Origin of the sequence: Jatrophihabitans sp. (genome assembly GCF_035474675.1) — a bacterium.
GTDB lineage: Bacteria > Actinomycetota > Actinomycetes > Mycobacteriales > Jatrophihabitantaceae > Jatrophihabitans_A.
Genome location: NZ_DATINC010000158.1, coordinates 18379 through 39366, shown reverse-complemented (window position 1 = coordinate 39366; position 20988 = coordinate 18379). Strand labels below are relative to the sequence as shown.

At 71.5% G+C, this 20988-nt stretch carries 10 protein-coding genes; 8 read left to right on the top strand and 2 right to left on the bottom strand.

Annotated features, from left to right (window positions below; genetic code table 11):
• Both VLJ82_RS18520 and VLJ82_RS18515 read right to left on the bottom strand, forming a co-directional pair.
• A complete protein-coding gene (locus VLJ82_RS18520; RefSeq protein ID WP_408664840.1) occupies positions 1-6561 on the bottom strand; it encodes an amino acid adenylation domain-containing protein in 6561 nt (2186 codons plus the stop codon).
• A gap of 117 nt (positions 6562-6678) precedes the next feature.
• Positions 6679-9828, bottom strand: coding sequence for a non-ribosomal peptide synthetase (locus tag VLJ82_RS18515; protein WP_408664839.1), 3150 nt, complete (start codon positions 9826-9828; stop codon positions 6679-6681).
• A gap of 802 nt (positions 9829-10630) precedes the next feature.
• Between VLJ82_RS18515 and VLJ82_RS18510 the strand changes: the two genes are divergently transcribed.
• The 8 genes from VLJ82_RS18510 to VLJ82_RS18475 all read left to right on the top strand — a co-directional run bounded on the left by VLJ82_RS18510 (position 10631) and on the right by VLJ82_RS18475 (position 20924).
• Positions 10631-11881 (top strand): cation:proton antiporter, encoded by a 1251-nt coding sequence (locus VLJ82_RS18510; RefSeq protein ID WP_408664838.1) that lies wholly within the window; start codon positions 10631-10633, stop codon positions 11879-11881.
• A gap of 206 nt (positions 11882-12087) precedes the next feature.
• Entirely contained in the window at positions 12088-13233 is a 1146-nt protein-coding gene (locus VLJ82_RS18505; protein WP_408664837.1) for a Glu/Leu/Phe/Val dehydrogenase dimerization domain-containing protein, read from the top strand.
• Entirely contained in the window at positions 13226-14203 is a 978-nt protein-coding gene (locus tag VLJ82_RS18500) for an NAD(P)-dependent oxidoreductase (protein WP_408664836.1), read from the top strand. Before VLJ82_RS18505 ends, VLJ82_RS18500 begins: the two co-directional genes overlap by 8 nt.
• A complete protein-coding gene (locus tag VLJ82_RS18495; protein WP_408664835.1) occupies positions 14200-15297 on the top strand; it encodes a sulfotransferase family protein in 1098 nt (365 codons plus the stop codon). The genes VLJ82_RS18500 and VLJ82_RS18495 overlap by 4 nt, the downstream gene beginning before the upstream one ends.
• A 20-nt stretch (positions 15298-15317) precedes the next feature.
• Complete coding sequence (locus tag VLJ82_RS18490; protein WP_408664834.1) at positions 15318-16541, top strand: ABC transporter substrate-binding protein; 1224 nt, start codon at positions 15318-15320, stop codon at positions 16539-16541.
• Entirely contained in the window at positions 16538-18202 is a 1665-nt protein-coding gene (locus VLJ82_RS18485) for a thiamine pyrophosphate-dependent enzyme (RefSeq protein WP_408664833.1), read from the top strand. The genes VLJ82_RS18490 and VLJ82_RS18485 overlap by 4 nt, the downstream gene beginning before the upstream one ends.
• Positions 18199-19623, top strand: a complete 1425-nt coding sequence (locus VLJ82_RS18480; RefSeq protein WP_408664832.1) for an FAD-binding oxidoreductase — start codon at positions 18199-18201, stop codon at positions 19621-19623. The genes VLJ82_RS18485 and VLJ82_RS18480 overlap by 4 nt, the downstream gene beginning before the upstream one ends.
• Positions 19620-20924: an APC family permease gene (locus tag VLJ82_RS18475; protein WP_408664831.1), complete on the top strand. Its 1305-nt coding sequence runs from the start codon at positions 19620-19622 to the stop codon at positions 20922-20924. The genes VLJ82_RS18480 and VLJ82_RS18475 overlap by 4 nt, the downstream gene beginning before the upstream one ends.
• The last annotated feature ends 64 nt before the right edge of the window (positions 20925-20988 follow it).

The following is a 20988-nucleotide window of genomic DNA, read 5'->3' as shown; positions in this document are numbered from 1 at the left end:
TCACTCGCCGCGGAGCAACCGCTCCACTTCCTCCTCCGTCATGTCCTCCACCGAGGCCAGCAGGCGCTCCTGCTCCAGCCGCAGCTGGTCGGCCCGCTGGTCGATCAGGACGGCCAACCCGGCTACCGACGCGCCGGAGTAGAACTCCCGCACCGAGAGCTCGACGTCGCAGGCCTCGTTGATCCGGTTGACCGCTCGAATCGCCAGCAGCGAGTTGCCGCCGATGCTGAAGAACTCGTCGCCGACGCCGATATCGCTGACCTCGAGCAGGTCGGCGAACACCCCGGCGATCACCTTCTCGGTGGCCGTCTCGGCCGCCGTCCGGGTTCCGGAGCCGGTGCTGAGCCCCGGGTCGGGGAGTGCGTTGCGGTCGAGCGTGCCGTTGCTGCTGCGCGGAAGCTCGGCGAGTACCAGCCAACTGCCCGGAATCATGGCGGGCGGCAGGAACTCGGCCAGGTACTCGCCCAGGACGGCCGGCTCCGGCACCGGCTCGGCCGTCACCACGTAGCCGACCAGGGCGGGTTCGCCGGTGCCCGTGCCGCGCACCGCGACCGCGGCATCGCTGACCGACGGATGGGTGCGCAGTACCTGCTCGATCTCACCGGGCTCGATCCGCGACCCCTGCAGCGTGACCCGGCCGTCCCGCCGGCCGACGAACTCCAGCTGGCCCCGCGGGTTCCACAGCGCCAGGTCACCCGACCGGTAGACGATGCCGTCCGGCCGGAAGGGATCGGCGACGAATGCCGCCGCGGTGAGCTCGGGACGGTTCAGGTAGCCGCGGGCGACCCCGGTGCCGCCGATCACCACCTCACCCGGCAGCCCCGGCGGAACGAGGTTGCCCGCCGGGTCGAGCAGGTAGCAGTGCCGGTTCGGCATCATCGGGCCGATCGGCGGCTCGGTCTGGTACCGCTCGCCGGAGGCGCACTCGAACCAGGAGCAGGCGATGGTGGTCTCGGCCGGGCCGTAGAGGGTGAAGACCCGGCGGCCGGGATCGGCCGTCCACCGGTTGACCACCTCGGGATCGGCCCGCTCGCCGGTGAGCACCACCACCCGGACGTCCGGACAGTCGCCGGCCGGCAGTAGGCCGACCAGCGTCGAGGTGCCGAAGATGTGCGTCACCCGCTCGCGACGCACCAGCCCGGCCAGCGCTGCCGGGTCATCCAGCTCGTCCTGCGCGGCGACGACCAGGGTGGCGCCGGTGCAGACTGCGCCCAGCACCTCCGCGATCGCGGTGTCGGAACCGGGGACGCCGCAGTGCAGCAGCCGGTCTTCGGCGCCCAGCCCTATCTCCTGGCCCAGCCAGGCGAGGTAGTTGGTCACCATGGCGTGCTCGATCGGCAGCCCGGTCGGCTCGCCGGTGGGACCCGGGACGTAGAGCACATATGCCAGCGACCGGCCGTCCACCTCCGGCGTCGATTCCGGTGCCTGCTCCGTGCCGGCCGGCGTCAGCCGGTCGAGCAGGACCGGCGAGGTCGGCAGCCCGGCCAGTCGCCCGGCGTGGGCGGAGGTGGTCACCAGCGACCGGGCGCCGGCGTCCGACAGCTGAAGCGCCAGCCGATGCGGCGGGTTGTCGAGGGCGAGCGGCAGGTAACCGGCGCCGGCGTGCTGGATCGCCAGCAGGGCAACCACCTCGTCCAGCCCACCCGGCAGCAGCACCGGCACGATGTCGCCGGCCCGCACCCCCGCCTGCTGCAACTCGGCCAGCAGCCCGGCGACCCGTCCGGCAAGCTGCCGGTAGGTACAGTCCTGGCCGTCCTGCCGGACCGCGACCCGATCCGGGTACCGGTCGACGGTCTCGGCGAACAGCCGGCACAGGTCGGCAGCGCCGGCCGGCCCGGCAGCACCGTCGCCCCAGGCCAGCAGCTGGGCGGTTTCGGCCTCGGTCAGCAGGGCGATCGTGTCCAGCCGGTGATCCGGGTCGGCCAGCGCCTCGGCGAGCAGCCGCTCCAGGTGGCTGAACATCGCCGTTATCCGCTCGGCGTCGTAGAGGTCGGTGGAGTACTCGACCCGGAAGGTGAGGCCGTCCGCGCCGTCGTAGGCGTTGATCGCCATGTCGAAGCGCGACACCAGCGGGTCGACGTCGAGGAACTCGGCGGCCAGGCCCGGGACCGCGAGGTCGATCAGGTTGGCGTTGAGCATGTCCAGTGAGACCGTGAACACCGGATTGCGGGACGGGTCGCGTGGCTGGTTGAGCCGTTGCACCACCTGCTCGAACGGTGCGGCCTGGTGCTCCCAGCCTTCCAGCAGCGTGCTCATGGTGCGCCGCGCCGCCTGCCGGAAGGTAGGGCTGCCGGACAGGTCGATCCGCAGCGGCAGGATGTTGACGAAGAACCCGATCAGGTCCTCCAGCTCCGGGCGGTCCCGGCCGCTGCTGCTGGTACCGACCAGCAGGTCGTCCTGGCCGCTGTAGCGGTGCAACAGGGAGGCGAAGCCGGTCAGCAACGTGGCATACGAGCTGACCTGTTCGGACCTGCTGAAGGCATGCAGCCGATCCAGCAGCGCCGGCGGCATCCGGTACACCAGCAGGGCGCCGCGGTTGGACGCGATCGGCGGCCGGGGGCGATCGGTGGGCAGCTCGAGCGGTGTCGAACCGGCCAGCCGGCCGACCCAGTAGTCGACCAGCGCGTCCCATTCACCGGATCGAGCCTGCTCCCGCAGCCGGGCCGCCGCCGCGGCGTACTGCACGGTCAGCTCCGGCAGCTCCACCGCGCGCCGGTGGCGCAACGCGTCGTAGATCTCGGCGAAATCACGCATCAGGACGCCGACCGACCAGCCGTCGGAGCAGATGTGGTGCATCACCATGCTGAGCACGTGCTCGTCCGGCCCGAGCCGGATCACCCGGGCCCGGAACGGCAGGTCGGCGTTGAGGTCGAACGGCTGCCGGGCGTCCTGGCGCAGCTCGCGCTCCAGCTCCGCCTCCCGCTCGCCGGCCGCCAGTTGGCTGAGATCGGTGACCGGCAACCGCACCGGCGGGGCCTCGACGATCGTCTGGTACGGGCCCTCGGCATCGGAGCCGAACCTGGTGCGCAGCGCGTCGTGCCGGGTGAGCAACCGCTCCAGCGCCGCCTCGGCCAGCTCGAGATCCAGCGGGCCGGTCAGCCGGATCGGCACCCCGAGGTTGTACGTCGGCTCACCAGGGGCCAGCTGGTCCAGGAACCACAGCTGTTCCTGGGCCGGCGAGAGCGGGGCATGCTCACCGGGCTGGAACCTCTTAGCCGGCCGGGCCGCCGGGTTCTTCCGGTGGGCAAGGCGGTTGCGTGCCTCGGCCAGGCGCGCCTCCAGCTCCGCTATCTCGGAGTCGACCTCGTCGTCCTCGGTCGCGGGTGCCAGCTGCTCGAGCAGCGTCGCCACCTGGTCCACTCTGGAATTGGCGTAGAAATCACGCATGGTGAGCTCCGCGCCGGTTGCCTCGGTGATCCGGGACAGCACCCGGGCGGCGTCCAGCGAGCTGCCGCCGATGTCGAAGAAGCTGTCGCCGGCGCCCACCAGGGGGACACCCAGCACCTGCTGGAAGATGTCGGCCACCTGCCGCTGGGTCGCGGTCTCGGCCGCCACGAAGGGCTTCGCCGCGTCACTGGGGGCGCCCGGGGTGGGCAGCGCCTTGCGATCGACCTTGCCCACGGTGGTGAGCGGCAGCTCCTCGAGCACCAGGAAGGTGAGCGGGACCATGTAGGGAGGCAGCTCGCGCAGCAGGTACTCGCGCAACTGCTCGCCGGCCGGTTCCTCGGAGCCGGCCGGGACCACGTAGCCGATCAGCGTCGCCAGCCCGCCGGCGCCGTCCCGGACGGCGACCGCTGCCTCGCTGACCAGCGGGTGCGCGGTCAGCGCCGACTCGATCTCCTCCAGCTCGATCCGCAGGCCGTTCAGCTTCACCTGGGTGTCGACCCTGCCGAGGAATTGGATCTGGCCGCTCTCGGTCCAGACGCCCAGATCCCCGGTCCGGTACATCCGCTCGCCCGGCCGGAACGGGTTCAGCACGAACTTCTCCGCGGTCAGCTCGGGCAGGTTGAGATAGCCACGGGCCAGGCCCTCGCCGCCCACCACGATCTCACCGGGCACTCCCACCGGCTGCAGCGTGTTCGACGGGCCCAGCACGTAGGCCACCCGGTTCGGCATCGCCCGGCCGATCGGCGGCTGGCCGGTCCACACCCGGTGCTCGCACTCGTAGAAGCTGCAGCCGATGGTCGCCTCGGTGGGGCCGTAGCCGTTGATGAATCGGCGCTGCGGGGTGTTCCACCGGTTGACCAGCTCGCCGGTGAGCGCCTCACCGCCGCCGATCAGGAAACGCAGGTCGGGGTACTCGCGCATCGGGATGCGGCCGAGGATCGTCGGCGGGCCACCGAGGTAGTTGATCCGTTCGCTGTCCAGCAGCTCGCCGATGACCTCCGGATTGACCCGGTGTCCCTCCGGCACGAAAACGATCGTCACGCCGAAGGCCATCGAGGTGAAGAACTCGCCGACCGCGAAGTCGAAGCCCGGCGCCATGTGCTGGAGCATCCGGACGCCCGGGCCGAAGTCGAACAACCCACGCAGCCAGTGGATGAACGTGCTCAGCGCGTGATGCTCGACCAGAACGCCCTTGGGCCGGCCGCTCGAGCCGGAGGTGTAGAGCACATAGGCGAGGCTGTGCTGGTCGGCCAGCTCGACCAGCTCGGCTCCGGAGTGATCGGTGGCCCGCACCTGCTCGAACAGCAGCCGGTGCCAGCCCTGCTCGGCAGGCAACCGGTCGACCAGCTCGCCGTTGGTCAGCACCACCTTGGCGGCGGTGTCGTCGAGGATGTACTCCAGCCGGTTGCTCGGATGGGTGATGTCCAGGACCACGAAGGCCGCGCCGGCCTTCTGCACGCCGAGCAGGCCCACCAGCAGGTCGAAGCCGCGCTGGACGAACAGCGCCACGATGTCGCCGTGCCCGACGCCGTGCTCCCGCAGCGCTAGCGCGAGCTGGTGCGAGCGGTCGTCCAGCTCGGCGAAGCTGAATTCCCGATCGCCCACCTTGGCGGCGATGACGTCCGGATGACTGACCGCGAAGTTGTGGATCTGCACGTGCACCGGATCGGGAAAACGCGGCGCCGCCGGCCCCTGCCAGCTGTCCAGCAGGCAGCCGAGCTCGGCTTCGGTGAGCAGCGGGATCGCCGACAGCGGGGTGTCCGGCTCGGCCACCACCGCGGCCAGCACCGTCTCCAGGTGGCCGAGCAGCCGGCGCATCCGCGGCTCGTCGAACAGGTCGGTCGAGTACTCCAGCAGCAGCCGCAGCTGGTCCCGGCTCTCCGAGGCGGTGATCGACATGTCGAAGGGGTGCCCGTCCGGATTGATCTCGACGGACTCCACGTCCAGGCCAGACAGCGCCGGCTCGCTGCCCTCGGTCTCGCTGCCCAGCAGTTGCAAGGCGACCTGGAAGAACGGGTTGCGGGACGCCTCGCGAGGCGGCTGCACCCGTTGCACCACCATGTCGAAGGGCACCTGCTGGTGCCGCCACGCCTCCAACACGGTGGTGCGCACCCGGTCCAGCAGCTCCAGGAACGACGGGTCGCCGCCCACCTCGGTGCGCAGCACGATCATGTTCACGAAGTAGCCGATCAGCGGCCGTAGCTCGGCCTGGTCGCGGCCGGTGGTGGTCGTTCCCACCACCATCTCCTCGGCGTCGCTGTACCTGGCCAGCACCGTCATGTAGGCCGCCATCAGCACCATGAACAAGCTCGCGTTGCGGCTGGCCGCCAGCGCCCGCAGCTCGGCAAGCAGCTCCGGACGCACGACGCTGGTCACCGACTTGCTCCGGTAGGACAGCGTCGCCGGCCGGGGCCGGTCGGTCGGCAGTTCCAGCGTCGACAGTGCGGCGAGTCGCTGTTGCCAGTAGTCCAGCTGCTCTTCGAAGGCGTCCTTGCCGAACTGCTCGCGCTGCCAGCTCGCATAGTCGGCGTACTGCACCGGCAGCTCCGCCAGTTCGGGTTGCCGTCCCTCGCGGAACGCGTTGTAGCAGCTGGACAGCTCGGCCTTCACGATCGCCGAGGACCAGCCGTCGGAGCAGATGTGGTGCATCGTGATCGCCAGAATGTGCTCGTCGTCGGTCAGGCGGAGCAGCAGCGACCGGAACAGCGGCCCGGCGTGCAGGTCGAACGGCCGCTGGACGTCCTCGGAGAGCCGGCGGTAGGCCAGCTCCGGATCGGTGCCGCGCAGATCCTCGACCACCAGTTCCGGCTGGCAGTCCTCCGGGGGCTCCACGATCTGCTGCGGTACGCCGTCGACCTCGGCGAACCGGGTCCGCAGCGCGTCGTGCCGGCGCACCATGTGCTGCAGCGCCTGCCGCAGCGCCGGCTCGTCGAGCGGGCCGGTCAACCGGAAGGCGATCGGGATGTTGTAGGTCGGCTGGCTGGGTGCCAGCCGTTCCAGGAACCAGAGCTGTTCCTGCTGGTAGGACAGGGGGATGGGGGAGGAGTCCTGGACCCGTCGCGGGATCTCGGCGGCCGGCTGGCGCTCCTCGGTCAGCTTGCGGCTGAGCCGGGCGAGCAGGGCGGCGCGTTGGTCGGCGGACAGGCCTGCCAGCCGTTGCGCGAGGTCTTCCATCTCTCTCCTCCTCCAAGAGCCGGCGGGTCGGCGCCGGCTGGTGGTCTACTGCGGTGCTGCGGGATGTCCGGCTGACGGCGGCCGCGGCGGCCGGGAAGGGACGCCGCGACCACCGGCTCAGTCGAGGGCCTGGCTGAGCAACCTGGCCAGTTCCTGCGGGTCCACCGCGGCCAGCATCCGGTCTTCGATCCGTTGCGCGAGCCCGGCCAGCGTCGGCATCTCGAAGACGTCCTGGACGGACAGGTCGATTCCGAACCGGGCGCTGATGGCGGCGAGCACCGGGATGGCGCGCAGTGACTGGCCACCGAGGTCGAAGAAGTTGTCCTCCTCGCCGATCTCCTCGGTTCCCAGCACCTCGCGCCAGATCTCGGCCAGCTGGATCTGGGTGGGGGTGCTCGGTGCGTGGCCGCTGCCCCGGACGGCCGCCGGCGTCGGCAACCGGGCGTAGTCGACCTTGTTGTTGGGCGTCAGCGGAATCGCGTCGAGCAGCACGTAGTGCGCCGGCACCATGATGGCGGGCAGGCCGGACCGCAGCCTGCCGCGCAGCGCGGCCACGTCGAAGTCCGGCCCGGCCGGCACGATGTAGGCGACCAGGGACCGCCGCGACTCGATCACGGGGGCGGCGACGACGGCGGCGAGGACGGTGGGGTCGGCCGTGATCAGGCTTTCCACCTCGCCCGGTTCGATGCGCACGCCGTCGATCTTGAACTGGGTGTCGAGCCGGCCCTGGAACTGGATCAGGCCCTCCGGCAGCCAGCGGCAGCGGTCACCGGTCCGGTACAGCCGAGCACCGGGTGCCGGCCGGAACGGATCGGCGATAAACCGCTCGGCGTCGAGCTCCGGCCGGTTGTGGTAGCCGACGGCGACCCCCGGGCCGCCCAGGTAGAGCTCGCCCCACACGCCCACCGGTACCAGCTGCTGCCGGTCGTCGAGGATGTAGGCGGTGGTGTTGTGCAACGGTCGCCCGATCGGGACCGAGGGCCAGTCCGGATCCAGGTGGGTGATCTTGTGACTGACGCTGAACGCGGCGACCTCGGTGGGCCCGTACCCGTTGACCAGGCGGACGTGCGGCAGCTCGGTGAGCATCCGGCGCATGTGCGGCAGCGACACCACATCGCCGCCGGCCATGAACTGGCGCAGCCCGGCCAGGTCGGCCAGGTTGGTCTCGATGGTGAGCGCGGCGAGCGGCGCTGCCAGCCACAGCGTGTCGACGCCCTGCTCCCGGACGGTCTGGCCGACCAGTGCCGGTGTCGGCACGCCCGGCGGCAGCAGCACCACCCGGCCGCCGTTGAGCAGGGGGCCGTAGATCTCCAGGCTGTTCGGATCGAAGGACAGCGGCGAGGTCTGCATGTAGCTGGTCTGGTCGTCCAGCTCCAGGATGTCGGTGTTGCTGACCAGCCGGACGATGCCGCGATGGGGGGTCAGCACGCCCTTCGGTCGTCCGGTCGAGCCCGAGGTGTAGATGACGTAGCAGAGGTCCTCGGGCTGGTTGAGGTTCGCCGGGTTGCTCTCGGGCTGGGCCTGGATGGCGCGCTGATCGCTGTCCCGGTCCAGCACCACGACGGTGCCGCCCTCGGGCAGCGCCACGGTGCCGTCCAGCTTCTCGCTGGTCAGCATCAGCCGCAGCTCGGTGTCTTCAATCATGAACCGCAGCCGGTCGGGCGGATTGCCCGGATCCAGCGGCACGTAGGCGGCTCCGGCCTTCACCACGCCCAGCATCGCGATGATCATGTCGAACGAGCGGTCCAGGCACAGCCCGATCAGCGTTCCCCGGCCGGCGCCCTGACCGCGCAGGAAGTGCGCGAGCCGGTTCACCCGGCGGTTCAGCTCGGCGTAGCTGAGATGCCTGCCCTCCATCGTCAGCGCGCGGGCATCCGGCCTGCGCAGCACCTGCTCCTCGAACAGTTGCTGGATGGTGGCGGTCGAGGCGTAGGGCACGTCGGTGCGGTTGAGGTCGACCTCGATCCGGAGCCGCTCGTCGGGATCCAGGTACGGCAGCGACAGCACCTCCTGGTCCGGCTGATCGAGCCCCGCGGCCAGCATTCCGACGAGATGGCCGAGCATGCGCCGCGCGGTGGCCGGGTCGAACAGGTCCTGCCGGTAGCTCAGGGTGAGCGACTGCTCGGCGGGATCCGGCTCGACCAGCAGGTCGAGGTCGAACTGGGTCGCCGCGGGCGGCAGCAGCCGCGCCGAGGTGAGCCGAGCGAGTTCGAAGTCCGCCGCCGGGGTGCCGTCCAACTGGCGCAGGCACGCCTGGAACAGGGGGCTGCGCCCGGGATCGCGAGGCCGCTGCACGGCTTCCACCAGCCACTCGAAGGCGACCGGTTGCGCCGGCGGGGCGAGCGCGAGGTCGCGGAAGGTGGTCCGGTCCCCGATCCCGGAGAGCTCGAGCTGCCAGGAGTTCAGCGGGCCGAGGAGCTCGGCGAATCCCGGCCGCGGCCGGCCGCCCAGCGTGCCGATGGCCAGCTCGCGCTGGCCGGTATAGCGATGCAACAAGGCCTGGAACGCCGAGCGCAGCAAGGTGGCGGCCGGAACCTGCAGCTCGTCGGAGGCCTGCCGCAGCCGGTCGGCAAGCCTGCGACCGAGCGGTTGGCTGACCGATCCGGCGGCATAGCCCGCTTGGGCGGGCCGAGCCCGGTCGGTCGGCAGCTCCAGGGGCGCCAGGTCGACGAGCTGAGCCTGCAGCTCGGCCAGCCGCTGCTGGACCGCCGGCGTGGTCCGTAACTCCGCGACCGCTGCGTAGCAGGGCTCCAGGTCGTTGGGCGGGGCTTGCCACCGCTGACCGGATCGCAGCGCGCGGTAGCTGTCGGCGATGAGTTCGGGAAGCCGGAACAGGCTGGCCTCATCGAGGACCGCCCGGTGCGCGCTGAGCAGCAGGACGTGTTCCTGCGGGGCCAGCCGGACCAGCGTCGCCGACACCATGGGAGTCTCGCCCATCGCGAAGCGGTGGCCGGCCGCCTCGTCCCGCAGCGCCTCCAGCCGGCCGGTCAGCTCGGCGCGCGGCAACTCGCTCACATCGATGAGCTGCAGGCCCGGATGCTGGGCGATCGCCGGCACCGGACGGCCGTCCACCGAGCCGATCACCTGCCGCAGGCCGGGGAGCTGGTCGACGACCTGACCGAAGGCGTCCTGCACCAGGCGCTGGTCGAGCGGTCCGCTGACCCGGAACTCACCGGCCAGCGTGTTGACCGGCGCGGGGATGTACTGATCGATGAACCACAGCCGCTCCTGGCTCGCCGACAGCGTGCTGCTGCTGGTCTCGTACACAGGCTTGCGCTCCTAGAAGAACCGGCGACCGGGGCGGACGAAGGGACCGGGCCGAAGCATCGTATAGCGTTCAAACTGCCCCGGACACGGTGGCAGACCCTCCTGGCCATTGCCGAGAAATTCCCGAATAGCGGTACGCCGGCCGCGGGACCCACAATGCGTACCTGGCAGGTGTGCACTCGCCATCCGCTTGCGGAAATGGGTGGAACAAGGTTTTGGGTCAGAATATCCCGAAGGGCAAGAGGTGGCGGCGTGCCTGCCTCCCTCACCTCGCTCGACAGCCTCGTCCGGTAGCAGCCTTCAGCCCGCGATGCCACTCCAGGATTGCCCTGGAAGCGGGGTTGCGGCCCGGCCCGGCTCGTCGCGCGGGCCGACGGGCTGCCTCGCCCGGCGTCCGGTGGAACCGGTACCGGAAATGCCGGCCGGTGCCTGCCGCGGTTCCGGCCGCGACGGGAACGGCACATAGTGAGTGGTATTTCGAAATTCGATTCCTGCGAATTGACGGGACCAGATAATTCAGTGCGGCCCGAAAGGCGCTGCCGGTATCGCGGCGCCGCGGATCGGTAATGGCTTCGAAGAGGTCCGGTGTCTGCGAGTCCGGTGTCTGCGAGTCCGGTGTCTGCGACCGGAGCCCGTCCGGGCTTTGGCGCGCCGGGCAGCCGCACCGCGGGGCCGGCCGAGCCGGTTCCCGGGCTGCCGGCTCGGCTCGGTGCCGGACCGAGCGCCCGGATTAGGAGTTCCGCCGGGTGCGCCGAGGATGGGTTAATGTCTTTTTCTACCCGCGGCGACGAAGGAGTTGCCTGTGCCCACCCATCAGATCCAGGCGCTGTTTCTGGGTTTGGCCGCGATTCTGGTGTTGGCTCGGGTATTGGGCTGGCTGGCCGCCCGGTTGGGTCAGCCGCCGGTGATCGGTGAGATCATTGCCGGGATCGCGATGGGCCCAACGCTGTTCGGGGGCCAGATCGCCTCGACGCTGTTCCCCACCGAGATCCGCCCGCTGCTGGCCGCATTGGCCAATGTGGGGCTGGCGTTGTTCATGTTCATCGTCGGGTGTGAGCTGGAACACGCCACCGTGGTCGAGCGCAAGCTGATGCCGATCAGCGTGTCGGTCGGCTCGACCGTACTGCCGTTCCTGCTCGGCTCGGGCCTCGGCCTCTACCTCTACACCGACCACCAGCACGGCAGCCGGCTCGGCTTCGTGTTGTTCTTCGCCGCCTCCATGTCGGTGACGGCGTTTCCGGTGCTGGCCCGGATCTTGTCGGACCGGGGGATGACCCAGACCCGGCTCGGGGCGGTGGCGTTGGCCAGCGCCGCGATCAGCGACGTGCTGGCCTGGGGCCTGCTGGCGGTGGCGGTCACCGTCAGCGGCGGCGGGTCCGGGCAGTGGCGCACCCTGCTGCTGCCGGTCTTCGTGGTGATCATGTTCACCGTCATCCGGCCACTGCTGGCCTGGCTGGTCACGGCCTGCAGCAACCGGGGCACCCCGCCGGCCGAGCTGCTGGTACCGGTAGTCGTCGGCCTACTGCTGTCCTCCTGGGCCGCCGAATGGATGGGCGTGCATCTGATCTTCGGGGCGTTCCTGTTCGGCGCGGTCATGCCCCGCGACGGCCTGCACGGCGCCCGCCGCCAGATCGTGGCCCGGATCGAACCGGTCACCACCCTGGTGCTGCTGCCGATCTTCTTCATCGTCGCCGGGTTCAAGGTCGACCTGTCCGACCTGGGAGCGGCCGCCTGGGGCGAACTGGTGCTCATCATGCTGGTCGCCATCCTGGGCAAGACCGTCGGCGCCTACCTGGGCGCCCGGGTGCAAGGAGCCGGCAACCGGGACGCCGCCGTGCTGGCCACCCTGATGAACACCCGCGGCCTCACCGAACTGGTCATCCTCAGCGTCGGCCTGCAACTGGGCTTCCTCGACGGACAGCTGTACTCCCTGATGGTGGTGATGGCCGTCATCACCACCACCATGGCCGGCCCGCTGCTGGCCTGGCTCTACCCCCGCCGGCAGGTCGAGCAGGACGCCGCCGAGTTCGCCGCCACCGCCAGCCCGAGCTAGGCCAAGGACTGCGGGTCAGCCGCGGGCGACGAGCCGCACGGGCTGACCCGAGCACGGTTTTGCGGTCGGGACGAGGCGACTGCGAGACCGCAAATGGGCCGGGGGGCAGTCAACAGCGACCGCCTGATCTGCCAGAATGTGTGCGCCTTGCCCGAGGCTACCCACGATAGGGAGAATCGCCCTACTCATCGACGTTGGGGGATTGCGTGACCCAGCTACTTGACGACCGGCTGCATTCAGCCAAGCACTCGCCACTGCTGTCGACTGCTATCCGCGACCAGGCCCATCACCTGACCGGGTGGGTGGTCGTGGACTCGCTCGTCGACGGCATGGCCATGGGAGGTACTCGGATGACCGCCTCGGTCACCGAGCAGGAGGTGTGCGACCTGGCCGCCGCGATGACGGTCAAGCTGGCGCTGGTCGGCCTGCGGATCGGTGGTGCCAAGGCGGGCATCGTCGCGGTACCCGAGCATCGCGACGAGGTGTTGCGTGCCTTCGGCCGCTCGGTCGCGCCGCTGTTGCACGGCGGGGTGTACCTGGGGTGCGACCAGGGCACCACCCACGACGATCGGGACGTCTTCTTCGTCGAGGCCGGCTACGACGTGCGGCGCCGGCCGGGCATCACCGAGATGCGCGCGGACTGGACCGAGTTGTGGCGACACCTCAAGGACATCACCGGCTACGGGGTGGCCGAGAGCGCGATCGCGGCCCTGCGGCTGCGCTCGGACGAGCGGCAGCGCCGGGTGTCCATCCAGGGCTTCGGCACGGTGGGCCGGTCGGTGGCCAAGAACCTGCAGGCATACGGGCACCGCATCGTCGCGGTGGCCGACGTGCTGGGCACGATCAGCGATCCCGACGGCCTGCCGGTGTCGGAGCTGCTGGAGATCACCGACGCGGCCGGCACCATCGACCGCTCCCGGTTGCCGCAGTCGGTCACCGTGCTCAACCAGCCCGAGGGATGGCTGGACGTCGATGCCGAGGTGCTGGTGCTGGCCGCCGGCGGCGGCGCCATCCGGGAGGACAACCTGAGCCGGCTGCGCGCCGACGTGGTGGTCGAGGGCGGCAATCTGTGCTGCACCGCGGCCGCCAAGGAGGCGCTGCGGTCGGCCGGCACCGTGGTGGTGCCCGACGTGGTGGCCAATGTGGGCGGGGCCGCCGTCACCGGCTGCATCCTGACCGGGCTGGCTCCCTCCGACGTGCCCACCGAGGAACTGGTGCGCTGGATGTTCGACTGGGTCGGCCAGCAGGTTCGGCGCAACACCTCCGACGTCCTCGAGATCGCCTCCCAGCACGGCGCCGACCCGGTGCCCGAACTGCTCGCGGCTCGCCGTGCGGAGAGTGCGGGTGTCTGACTGGGACTGCCTCGATGTCCTGGTCACGCACTGCGGCATGGCTCGCGAACTGGTCGCGGCGCTGGACGGGCAGGCCGGCCTGCGGCTGCGGGTGGTCGAGGGCGCCGAGCCTGCCGACCCGGTGGCGGCCGGCCTCGGCGACTACCGCCCGGATGCCGTGATCGGCTACCAGTTCGGCCCGGGCAGCCTGCGCGGGCTGGCCGGGCCGCGCTGGCTGCACCTGACCGGCACCGGGGTCGATCACCTGCAACCAGCCGGGCTGGGCCCGGACGTGCTGGTCACCACCTCCAGCCGGGTGCCGGTCACGGCGGTCGCCGAGTACGCCGTGGCCGGGTTGTTCCTGCTCACCAAGGATCTGGCCGGGCTGGCGAGTGGCCAGCGGCGGGCCTGGTTCTCCTCCGCGGCCACCCTGGTGGCCGGCAGCACGGTCGGCGTGCTCGGAGCTGGGCGGATCGGCCGTGCGGTGCTGAGCCGGCTGTCGGCACTCGGTGCGCGCACCGTGGCGGTGACCCGGGACGGCGCCAGCCCGGTGGCCGAAGCCGCTCGCACCATCGGCCTGGCAGGCCTGGCCGCCGAGGCGGCCGGCCTCGACGCGGTGATCGGCTGCCTGCCGGGCGGTCCCGGCACGGTGTACGCGCTCAGCCGCGAGGTGCTCGCGGGGCTGCCGGCGCACGCCCGGGTGGTCAACGTCGGGCGGGCCAGCACCGTCGACACCGAGGCGCTGTACGAGGCGCTGCGGGCCGGCCGGCTGGCTGGTGCCTTCCTCGACGTCCACGACGTCGAGCCGCTGCCGGCCGACCATGAGGCCTGGCAGGTGCCCGGGCTGGTCGTCTCGCCGCACTGCGCGTTCCGCTTCCCGGGTGAGCCGGCCGCGGTGGCCGCCGCCTTCCTCGACAATCTCGACGACCTGCGCCGCGGCCAAGCCCCCCGGGATCGCGCCGGCTGGCTGCTGGAAGGGAGCCTGGGTTGACCACTTTGCCGTTCCTGGCGGGACTGCAGCAGTTCTGCGCCGCCCTGGACTCCGAGGCCCGGCTGCGGCCGGCCGACGCCGAACCGGTGCGGCGCTCGCTGCTGCGCGGGTTGCAGGTGATCGCCGACACCGAGGCGCTGGAGCACAGCCGGCCCGACATCGCCGCCCTGGATCTCGGCTCGCCGGTCTTCGTGATCGGCTTCCTGCGGACCGGTAGCACCCTGGTGCACAACCTGTTCGGCCTGCACCCGGACGTGCACAGCCCGCTGTTGTGGGAGCTGGCCAACCCGGTGGAGACGGCGCTGGCAGGGCCTGAGGAGCGGGTGCTGCTGGAGAAGCAGGCCCAGGCCTACGTCGAGGAGTACTTCCGGCTGGCGCCGAGCCTGCCCAGCATCCACTTCATCGACGCCGGGATGCCCGACGAGTGCCACCGGCTGCTGGCCAACACCTTCTCCAGCATGGTGCTGGAGATGCGCTACCGGGTGCCCTCCTACGGCGAGTGGCTGCATGCCCAGGACCTGACCGAGCCCTACCGCTGGCACCGCCGGCAGCTCAACGCGCTGATGTCGGCGCACCGCCGCGACGACGGCAGCGTGCCGGTGCCGGTGCTCAAGTGCCCGTTCCACACCTGGTTCCTGTCCGACCTGGTGCGGGCCTATCCCGAGGCCCGGTTCATCCACCTGCACCGCGATCCGGTCGAGTCGGTGGTCTCCACCGCGAGCCTGTGCCGGACGGTGCGCGGCGCCCGCAGCGACAGCCAGGACCTGGCCGAGATCGGCGAGCTGTGGCAGCGGCGGATCACCACCCGGTCCCGGCAGCTGGCCGAGGCCAGGGACGAGCTGGTGGCGGGGCGTCCGGTGCTGGACGTGCGCTACCGGGAGCTGGTCGCCGACCCGCACGCGACGATGCGCCGGGCCTGCGAGTTCCTCGACCTGCCCTACACCGAGCAGTACCACGCGGCGATCTCCGGCCACCTGCAGCGGCACCGGGCCGGGGCGCACGGTGCCCACCGCTACACCCCCGAGGAGTTCGGCCTGACCGCCGAAGGCATCCTGGCCAGCACGTCCGACTACCGCAGCCGCTTCGGCGTCTAGACACCCAGGAGGAGCAGAAGTTGTCCGGTGCCGTCCTGACCGATGAGGAAACCCGCGCCCGGGAGCTGGTCGCGACCCACAACCGCGACGCCGGCGAGTCGGCGCTGCCGATCGGGGTGCTGACACCGCTGTCGGGACCCGGCGACCCGGTGGCCGGTGAACTGGTGGTGCGCGGCGCGGTGCTCGGCGCCCGGTACGCCGCCGAGCACCTCGGCGTCGAGGTCCGGCTGCTGCTGGAGAACGACCAGCGCAGCGCCACGGTGGAGCACATGTCCCGCTCGGCGGTGGGCGGGCTGGCCAAGCTCGCCTTCCTGGACCGGGTGAGCGCGGTGGTCGGCCAGTGGCACCTGCGCACCGCTCCGGTGGTGGCCGAGGTGGCCGAGGAGATCGGCCTGCCGATCTTCGTCGAGAACGGCCACAACACCGTCACCCGCGGCCGGCGCCAGGTGTTTCGCACCTACTTCTCGATCGCCGACCGGGCGCCGATGATGGCGGCGTTCGTGGCCAGCCGGGGTTGGCGGCGGGTGGCGGTACTGGCGGCCGACACGGTGTTCGGGCAGATGCTGGCCGACACCTTGTGCGACGAGCTGGCCAGCACGGTGCCCGGAGTGCAGCTGCACCGGATCGACTTCGCCCAGGACGGGGTGGCCGACCTGGACGCCCAGCTGGGCGAGGCCGCGCAGTTCGGGCCGGACCTGCTGCTCAACGCCGGCGTGGTGCGCACCAACTACCTGGTCATCGACGGAGCGCGGGCAGCCGGGTTGCTGCCGGGCATCCCGATGATGGTGTGCTTCCCGTTCCCGATGCGCTCGGCCGACTACTGGCGGCTGGCCGGCGAGGCCGGGGCCGGAGTGGTGTGGCCGGCGACCCGGTTCAGTCCCAGCTGGGAGGGCCTCACCCCGATCGGCCGGTGGTTCGTCGAGACCTACCACCGCGACTTCGGCAGCTACCCGCCGGACAACACCCTGAACTCCTTCACCGACGTCACCATCCTGGCCCAGGCCGCCAAGACGGCCGGCACCGGCGAGCGCGCCGCGCTGCACGCGGCACTGACCAGCGGCACCTTCGACACCTGGCGGGGCCCGGTGAGCTTCGGCTGGTCCGAGCAGGACGGGTACCACCAGCCGCCGGAGCTGGTGCTGCAGCACTACCGGGCGGTGGGCGACAGCGCCGACGACGCGGTCATCGTCTGGCCGCCGGAGGCCGCAACCGGCGAGTACCTCGACCCCCGAGGCGGCCGATGACCTCCGGCGCGGCCGCGGCGGTGGCGACCACGCCCGTTCCGGCGGCCGGCTCCGCCGGCCGGACGGTGGCCGAGCAGCTGCTGACGTTCCTGCACGACACGCTCGGCTGTGACCGGCTGTTCACGGTGCCGGGCGAGGCGTTCCTGCCACTGCTCGGCCACGCCGGCAGGGCCGGTGTCGAGCTGGTCACCTCCCGGCACGAGGCCGGCGCCGCGCTGTGCGCGGTGGCCGATGCGCGGTTGCGCGGCGGGCCGGCGGTGGTGGCGGTGAACCGGTCGCCCGGCGCGACCAACGCCAGCATCGCGCTGGACGCCGCCCGGGCCGACCCGACGCCGCTGCTGCTGATCGTCGGTGGCCCGCGGCGGGGGACCGATCCGGTGACCGGATTCCAGGGCACCGACCTCACCGGCTTCCTCGGCGGCCTGGCCCCGGTGTTCACGGTGCCCGACGGACCGGGCCTGGCTGGTGTGCTCGAGCAGGTGGCCGCGCTGCTGACCCGGCCGGAGCCGAGCCCGGTGTCGCTGATCGTGCCCGAGGACGTCTTCGCCGATCAGGTGCCCGAACCGGACGGCGACCGGGAACCGGTGGCCGGCCGTCCCGCCGGCGGCACCGAACCCGGCGGCACCGGAGCCGGTGACCTGGTCCGGGCGCTGACCGCGGCCCAGCGTCCGGTGTTGATCGCCGGGCAGCTGCTGCGGGTGGCCGGCGGGCCGGGGCCCGAGGTGGCTGAGCTGCTCGCCCGGTTCGCCGAGCACAGCGCGGTTCCGGTGCTGGCCGGCAACAAGCAGCAGGATCTGATGGACAACCGGCATCCCGGCTACGCCGGTCACCTGCACCTGGGCTCCCCGCAGCAGCTCCGGGACAGGCTGGCCCAGGCCGACCTGGTGGTCTTCCTGGGCGGCCGCCCCGACGAGGTGCAGCTGGCCCACTGGTACGCCGGCCACCAGCTGGCCGTCCACGCCGAGCACCCGCTGGCGGTGCTGCGCGAGCTGGCCGGCCACCAGTGGCCCGCCGCCTCCCGGGACTGGCAGGCCGGCTGGCAGGAGCTGGCCGCGAACCTGGCGACGCCCCGAATCCGGACCACCGACGACGGCCTGGATTTCGCCCTGGTGGCCCGAGAGCTGGACGCCCGGCTGCCCGACGGTGCCGTGCTCACCCTGGACGCCGGCCACTTCAGCAGTTGGGTCCATCGCTACGTCCGGCTTCGTCCGGGCCAGCGGCTGCTCGCACTGGCCAGCGGCGCGATGGGCTTTGGCGTGCCGGCCGCCGTCGCGGCGGTGCTGCGCGACCCCGCCGCGACGGCGGTGGCGGTGGTGGGCGACGGCGGCCTGCTGATGACCGGCAACGAGCTGGCGGTGGCCCGGGCGGCCGGCCGGGCGCCGGTGGTGATCGTGGCCGACAACGCCAGCTACGGCACCATCCGCGACCACCAGGCCCGCTACTTCCCGGACTCCGACTGCGGCACCGGGCTGGCCAATCCCGACTTCGTGGCCTGGGCCGGTGCCTTCGGAGTCCCCGGTGAGCGGGTCGAGCGGCCCGAGCAGGTCGGTCCGGCGCTCGGCCGGGCCCTGGACAGCCCGGACGGCTACCTGGTGCACGTGCGCACCAGCCTGCAGGCGGTGCATGCCAACCACGAGCTGCCCCGGGACCGGCAGGCATGACCGCGCCCGCCGCACCCGAGGTGCTCCGGCACGTCGACGCGCTTGCCGAGGTCGTCGGCCGCCAGCATGTGCTGGTGGGCGAGCAGGTGCCGGCCCGGCACGTCCAGGACCTGTGGGGCAGCGACCGCAAGGGCGTGGCCAGCGTCGTCGTATGCCCCGGCACGCCGGCCGAGGTGGCCCGGGTGCTGCGGCTGTGTGCCGAACACCGGCAGCCGGTGGTGGTGCAGGGCGGCATGACCGGGCTGGTGTCCGGCGGGGTTCCCGGCCCCGAGGAGGTGGTGCTGTCCACCGAGCGGCTCGACTCGATCGGCGAGATCGACCCGGCGATCGCCACGGTGACTGCCGGCGCCGGGGTGACGCTCGCCGACCTGCAGGACGAGGCGGCCCGGCACGGGCTGGTGGTGCCGATCGACCTGGCGTCCAAGGGCAGCGCCACCATCGGCGGGTGCGTGGCCACCAATGCCGGCGGGGTGAACGTGGTGGGCTACGGCATGACCCGCCAGCACGTCCGGTCGCTGCAGGTGGCCCTGGCCGACGGCCGGCTGCTGGAGCTGTCCACCCCGCTGGTCAAGGACAACGCCGGCTTCGACCTCAAGCAGCTGTTCATCGGCAGCGAGGGCACCCTCGGGGTGGTGACGGCAGCGACGCTCGCGCTGCGCCAGGCGCCGCGCACCCGGACCGGGGTATTCTGCGCGGTGGCCGACGTCGCCGGGGCGCTGGAGTTGCTCACCGCCATCCGGGCCCAGCTGCCCGGCATGCTGACCGCCTTCGAAGTGGTCTGGGCCGACGCCTACGCGGTCCTGGACGGGCTGGACCTGCGGCTGCCGCTGCCGATGGGGTATCCGGTGTACGTGCTCGCCGAGGTGCAGGGCGGCCGGCCCGAGGCGGACAGCGAGGCGTTGCTGGCCTGCCTGGCCAGCATCGAGCACGTGCTGCTGGACTCGGCGGTGGCCGACACGGCAGCGGAGCTGGCGGTGTTCTGGCAGGCCCGCGAGCGCATTCCGAGCGAGATCCTGCGGATGCAGCCGCTGTTCGGCTTCGACGTCAGCGTGTCGGCTCGCGACCTGCAGGACTGCCTGGAGCGGATGCGTGCCGAACTCACCGAGCGGTGGCCGCAGGTCAAGCTGCTGGTGTTCGGCCATCTGGGCGATGACAACGTCCACATCGCGGTGGTCACTGGGGAACAGACCCGCAAGCGCAAGGCCGAAGTCGAGCACATCGTGTATGGGTGCGTGTCCAGGAGCTCTGGTTCAATCTCGGCAGAGCATGGGATCGGGTTCGAGAAGCGGCCGTATCTCGGCTACACCCGCTCGCCGGAGGAAATGGAACTGATGCGGTCGCTGAAGGCGTTGCTGGACCCGGCCGGCATCCTCAACCGCGGGCGGGTGCTGACCTGGGGAAACGAGACCGATCCGGCATGAGCTCAGACCGCGGGCAGCGGGAACGACAGGCTCGGCCGGCCGGGATCGGGCTTACCCGGCGCCAGGCGATCCCGCTGGCCATCGGCTCGGTGGCCGGTTCCGGCATCCTGTTCCTGCCCTCGGCGGTCTACGTCGCGGCCGGCCGCAACAGCCTGCTGGTGTGGATACTGGCGACCCTGCTGTGCCTGCCGATGCTGCTGATGTTCGAGGACATGGTGCGCAGCCATCCCGACGGTCGCGGTATCGAGGCCTTCATCCGGCACGGCCTGGGAGATGCTGTGGCCCGGTGCGTGCCGGTGCTGTTCCTGGCCCTGGTGATCATCGGGTTGCCAGCCGGTGCGCTGGTGGCCGGCCGTTACGTCGGCAACGCGCTGGAGGCCGGCCGGCCGGCCGAGGTGGTCGCGGCGATCGTGGTGCTGCTGGCGGCGCTGGCCTCCAACCTGTTCGGGGTCAAGACGAACACCCGGCTGCAGGGTGCCACCACCTGGGCGCTGGTGGCGATGGCGACGGTGTTGCTGATCTTCGCGCTGCCGACCGCGCGGTCCGGACTGCACATGCTCAGCCCGGACCTCGGCAACCCGGGCCCGGTGCTGCCCGCGGTGGTGCTGGCGTTCTGGACCTTCGCGGGGTTCGAGAACCTGACCTTCCTCAGCCGGGAGTTCCGGCGGCCGGAGCGGGACTTCCTGCCAGTCAGCGCGATCGCGTTGGGCGCGTACGGCCTGTTCACGATCCTGCTCACCGTCGCCATCGCGGTTCGGGTGAACCGCGCCGACGTCGACCAGGTCGCCGGGTTGCTGCAGCTGGCCGGCACCATCAGGCCGCACCGGCTCGTCACCTACTGCGTGACGGCCATCGCGCTGTTCGCCATGACCCTCAACGCGGTGGCCTGGATCTGGGGGGTGTCTCGGTTGGTCGCGGAGGCGGCTACCCACCAGATCCTGCCGGCCGGCCTGGCAAGGACGACCGCCAAGGGGGTGCCGCGCCGGGCCGTGCTGCTGCTGGCGGCGCTGTTCGCCGTGAGCACCGCGGTGTTGGTGGGCTACCCCGGCTTGCTGGTGGATGCGGTGGCTACCGCGAGCGCCATCTTCCTGCTGATGTACCTGCTCAGCATCGTGTCCTACGTCCGCATCAGGGGCCTGACCCTGCGCTCGGCGGCAAACCTGCTGCTGCTGGTGGTGATGGTGGTCAGCCTGTTCCAGTCGGGCTGGCGGGCCGTCTACGGTGTGGCGGTGCTGGCCGTGGCCCTGGCCGTGCAACTCGTCCGCCGCCGCCGGCTTGCCTCGGCAGCTTCCGCCTCGTAAGGAGTGTTGATGGTGCACGTTGCTCAGCCGGCCGCCGTGCCGGTGGAGTCGGTGTTTGTTCGGA

What these genes read in the sequence shown, in the direction of transcription:
- VLJ82_RS18480 (WP_408664832.1), top strand. Translation starts at nt 18,199, where the DNA reads ATGACCGCGCCCGCCGCACCCGAGGTGCTCCGGCACGTCGACGCGCTT.
- VLJ82_RS18520 (WP_408664840.1), bottom strand. Translation starts at nt 6,561, where the DNA reads ATGGAAGACCTCGCGCAACGGCTGGCAGGCCTGTCCGCCGACCAACGC.
- VLJ82_RS18485 (WP_408664833.1), top strand. Translation starts at nt 16,538, where the DNA reads ATGACCTCCGGCGCGGCCGCGGCGGTGGCGACCACGCCCGTTCCGGCG.
- VLJ82_RS18475 (WP_408664831.1), top strand. Translation starts at nt 19,620, where the DNA reads ATGAGCTCAGACCGCGGGCAGCGGGAACGACAGGCTCGGCCGGCCGGG.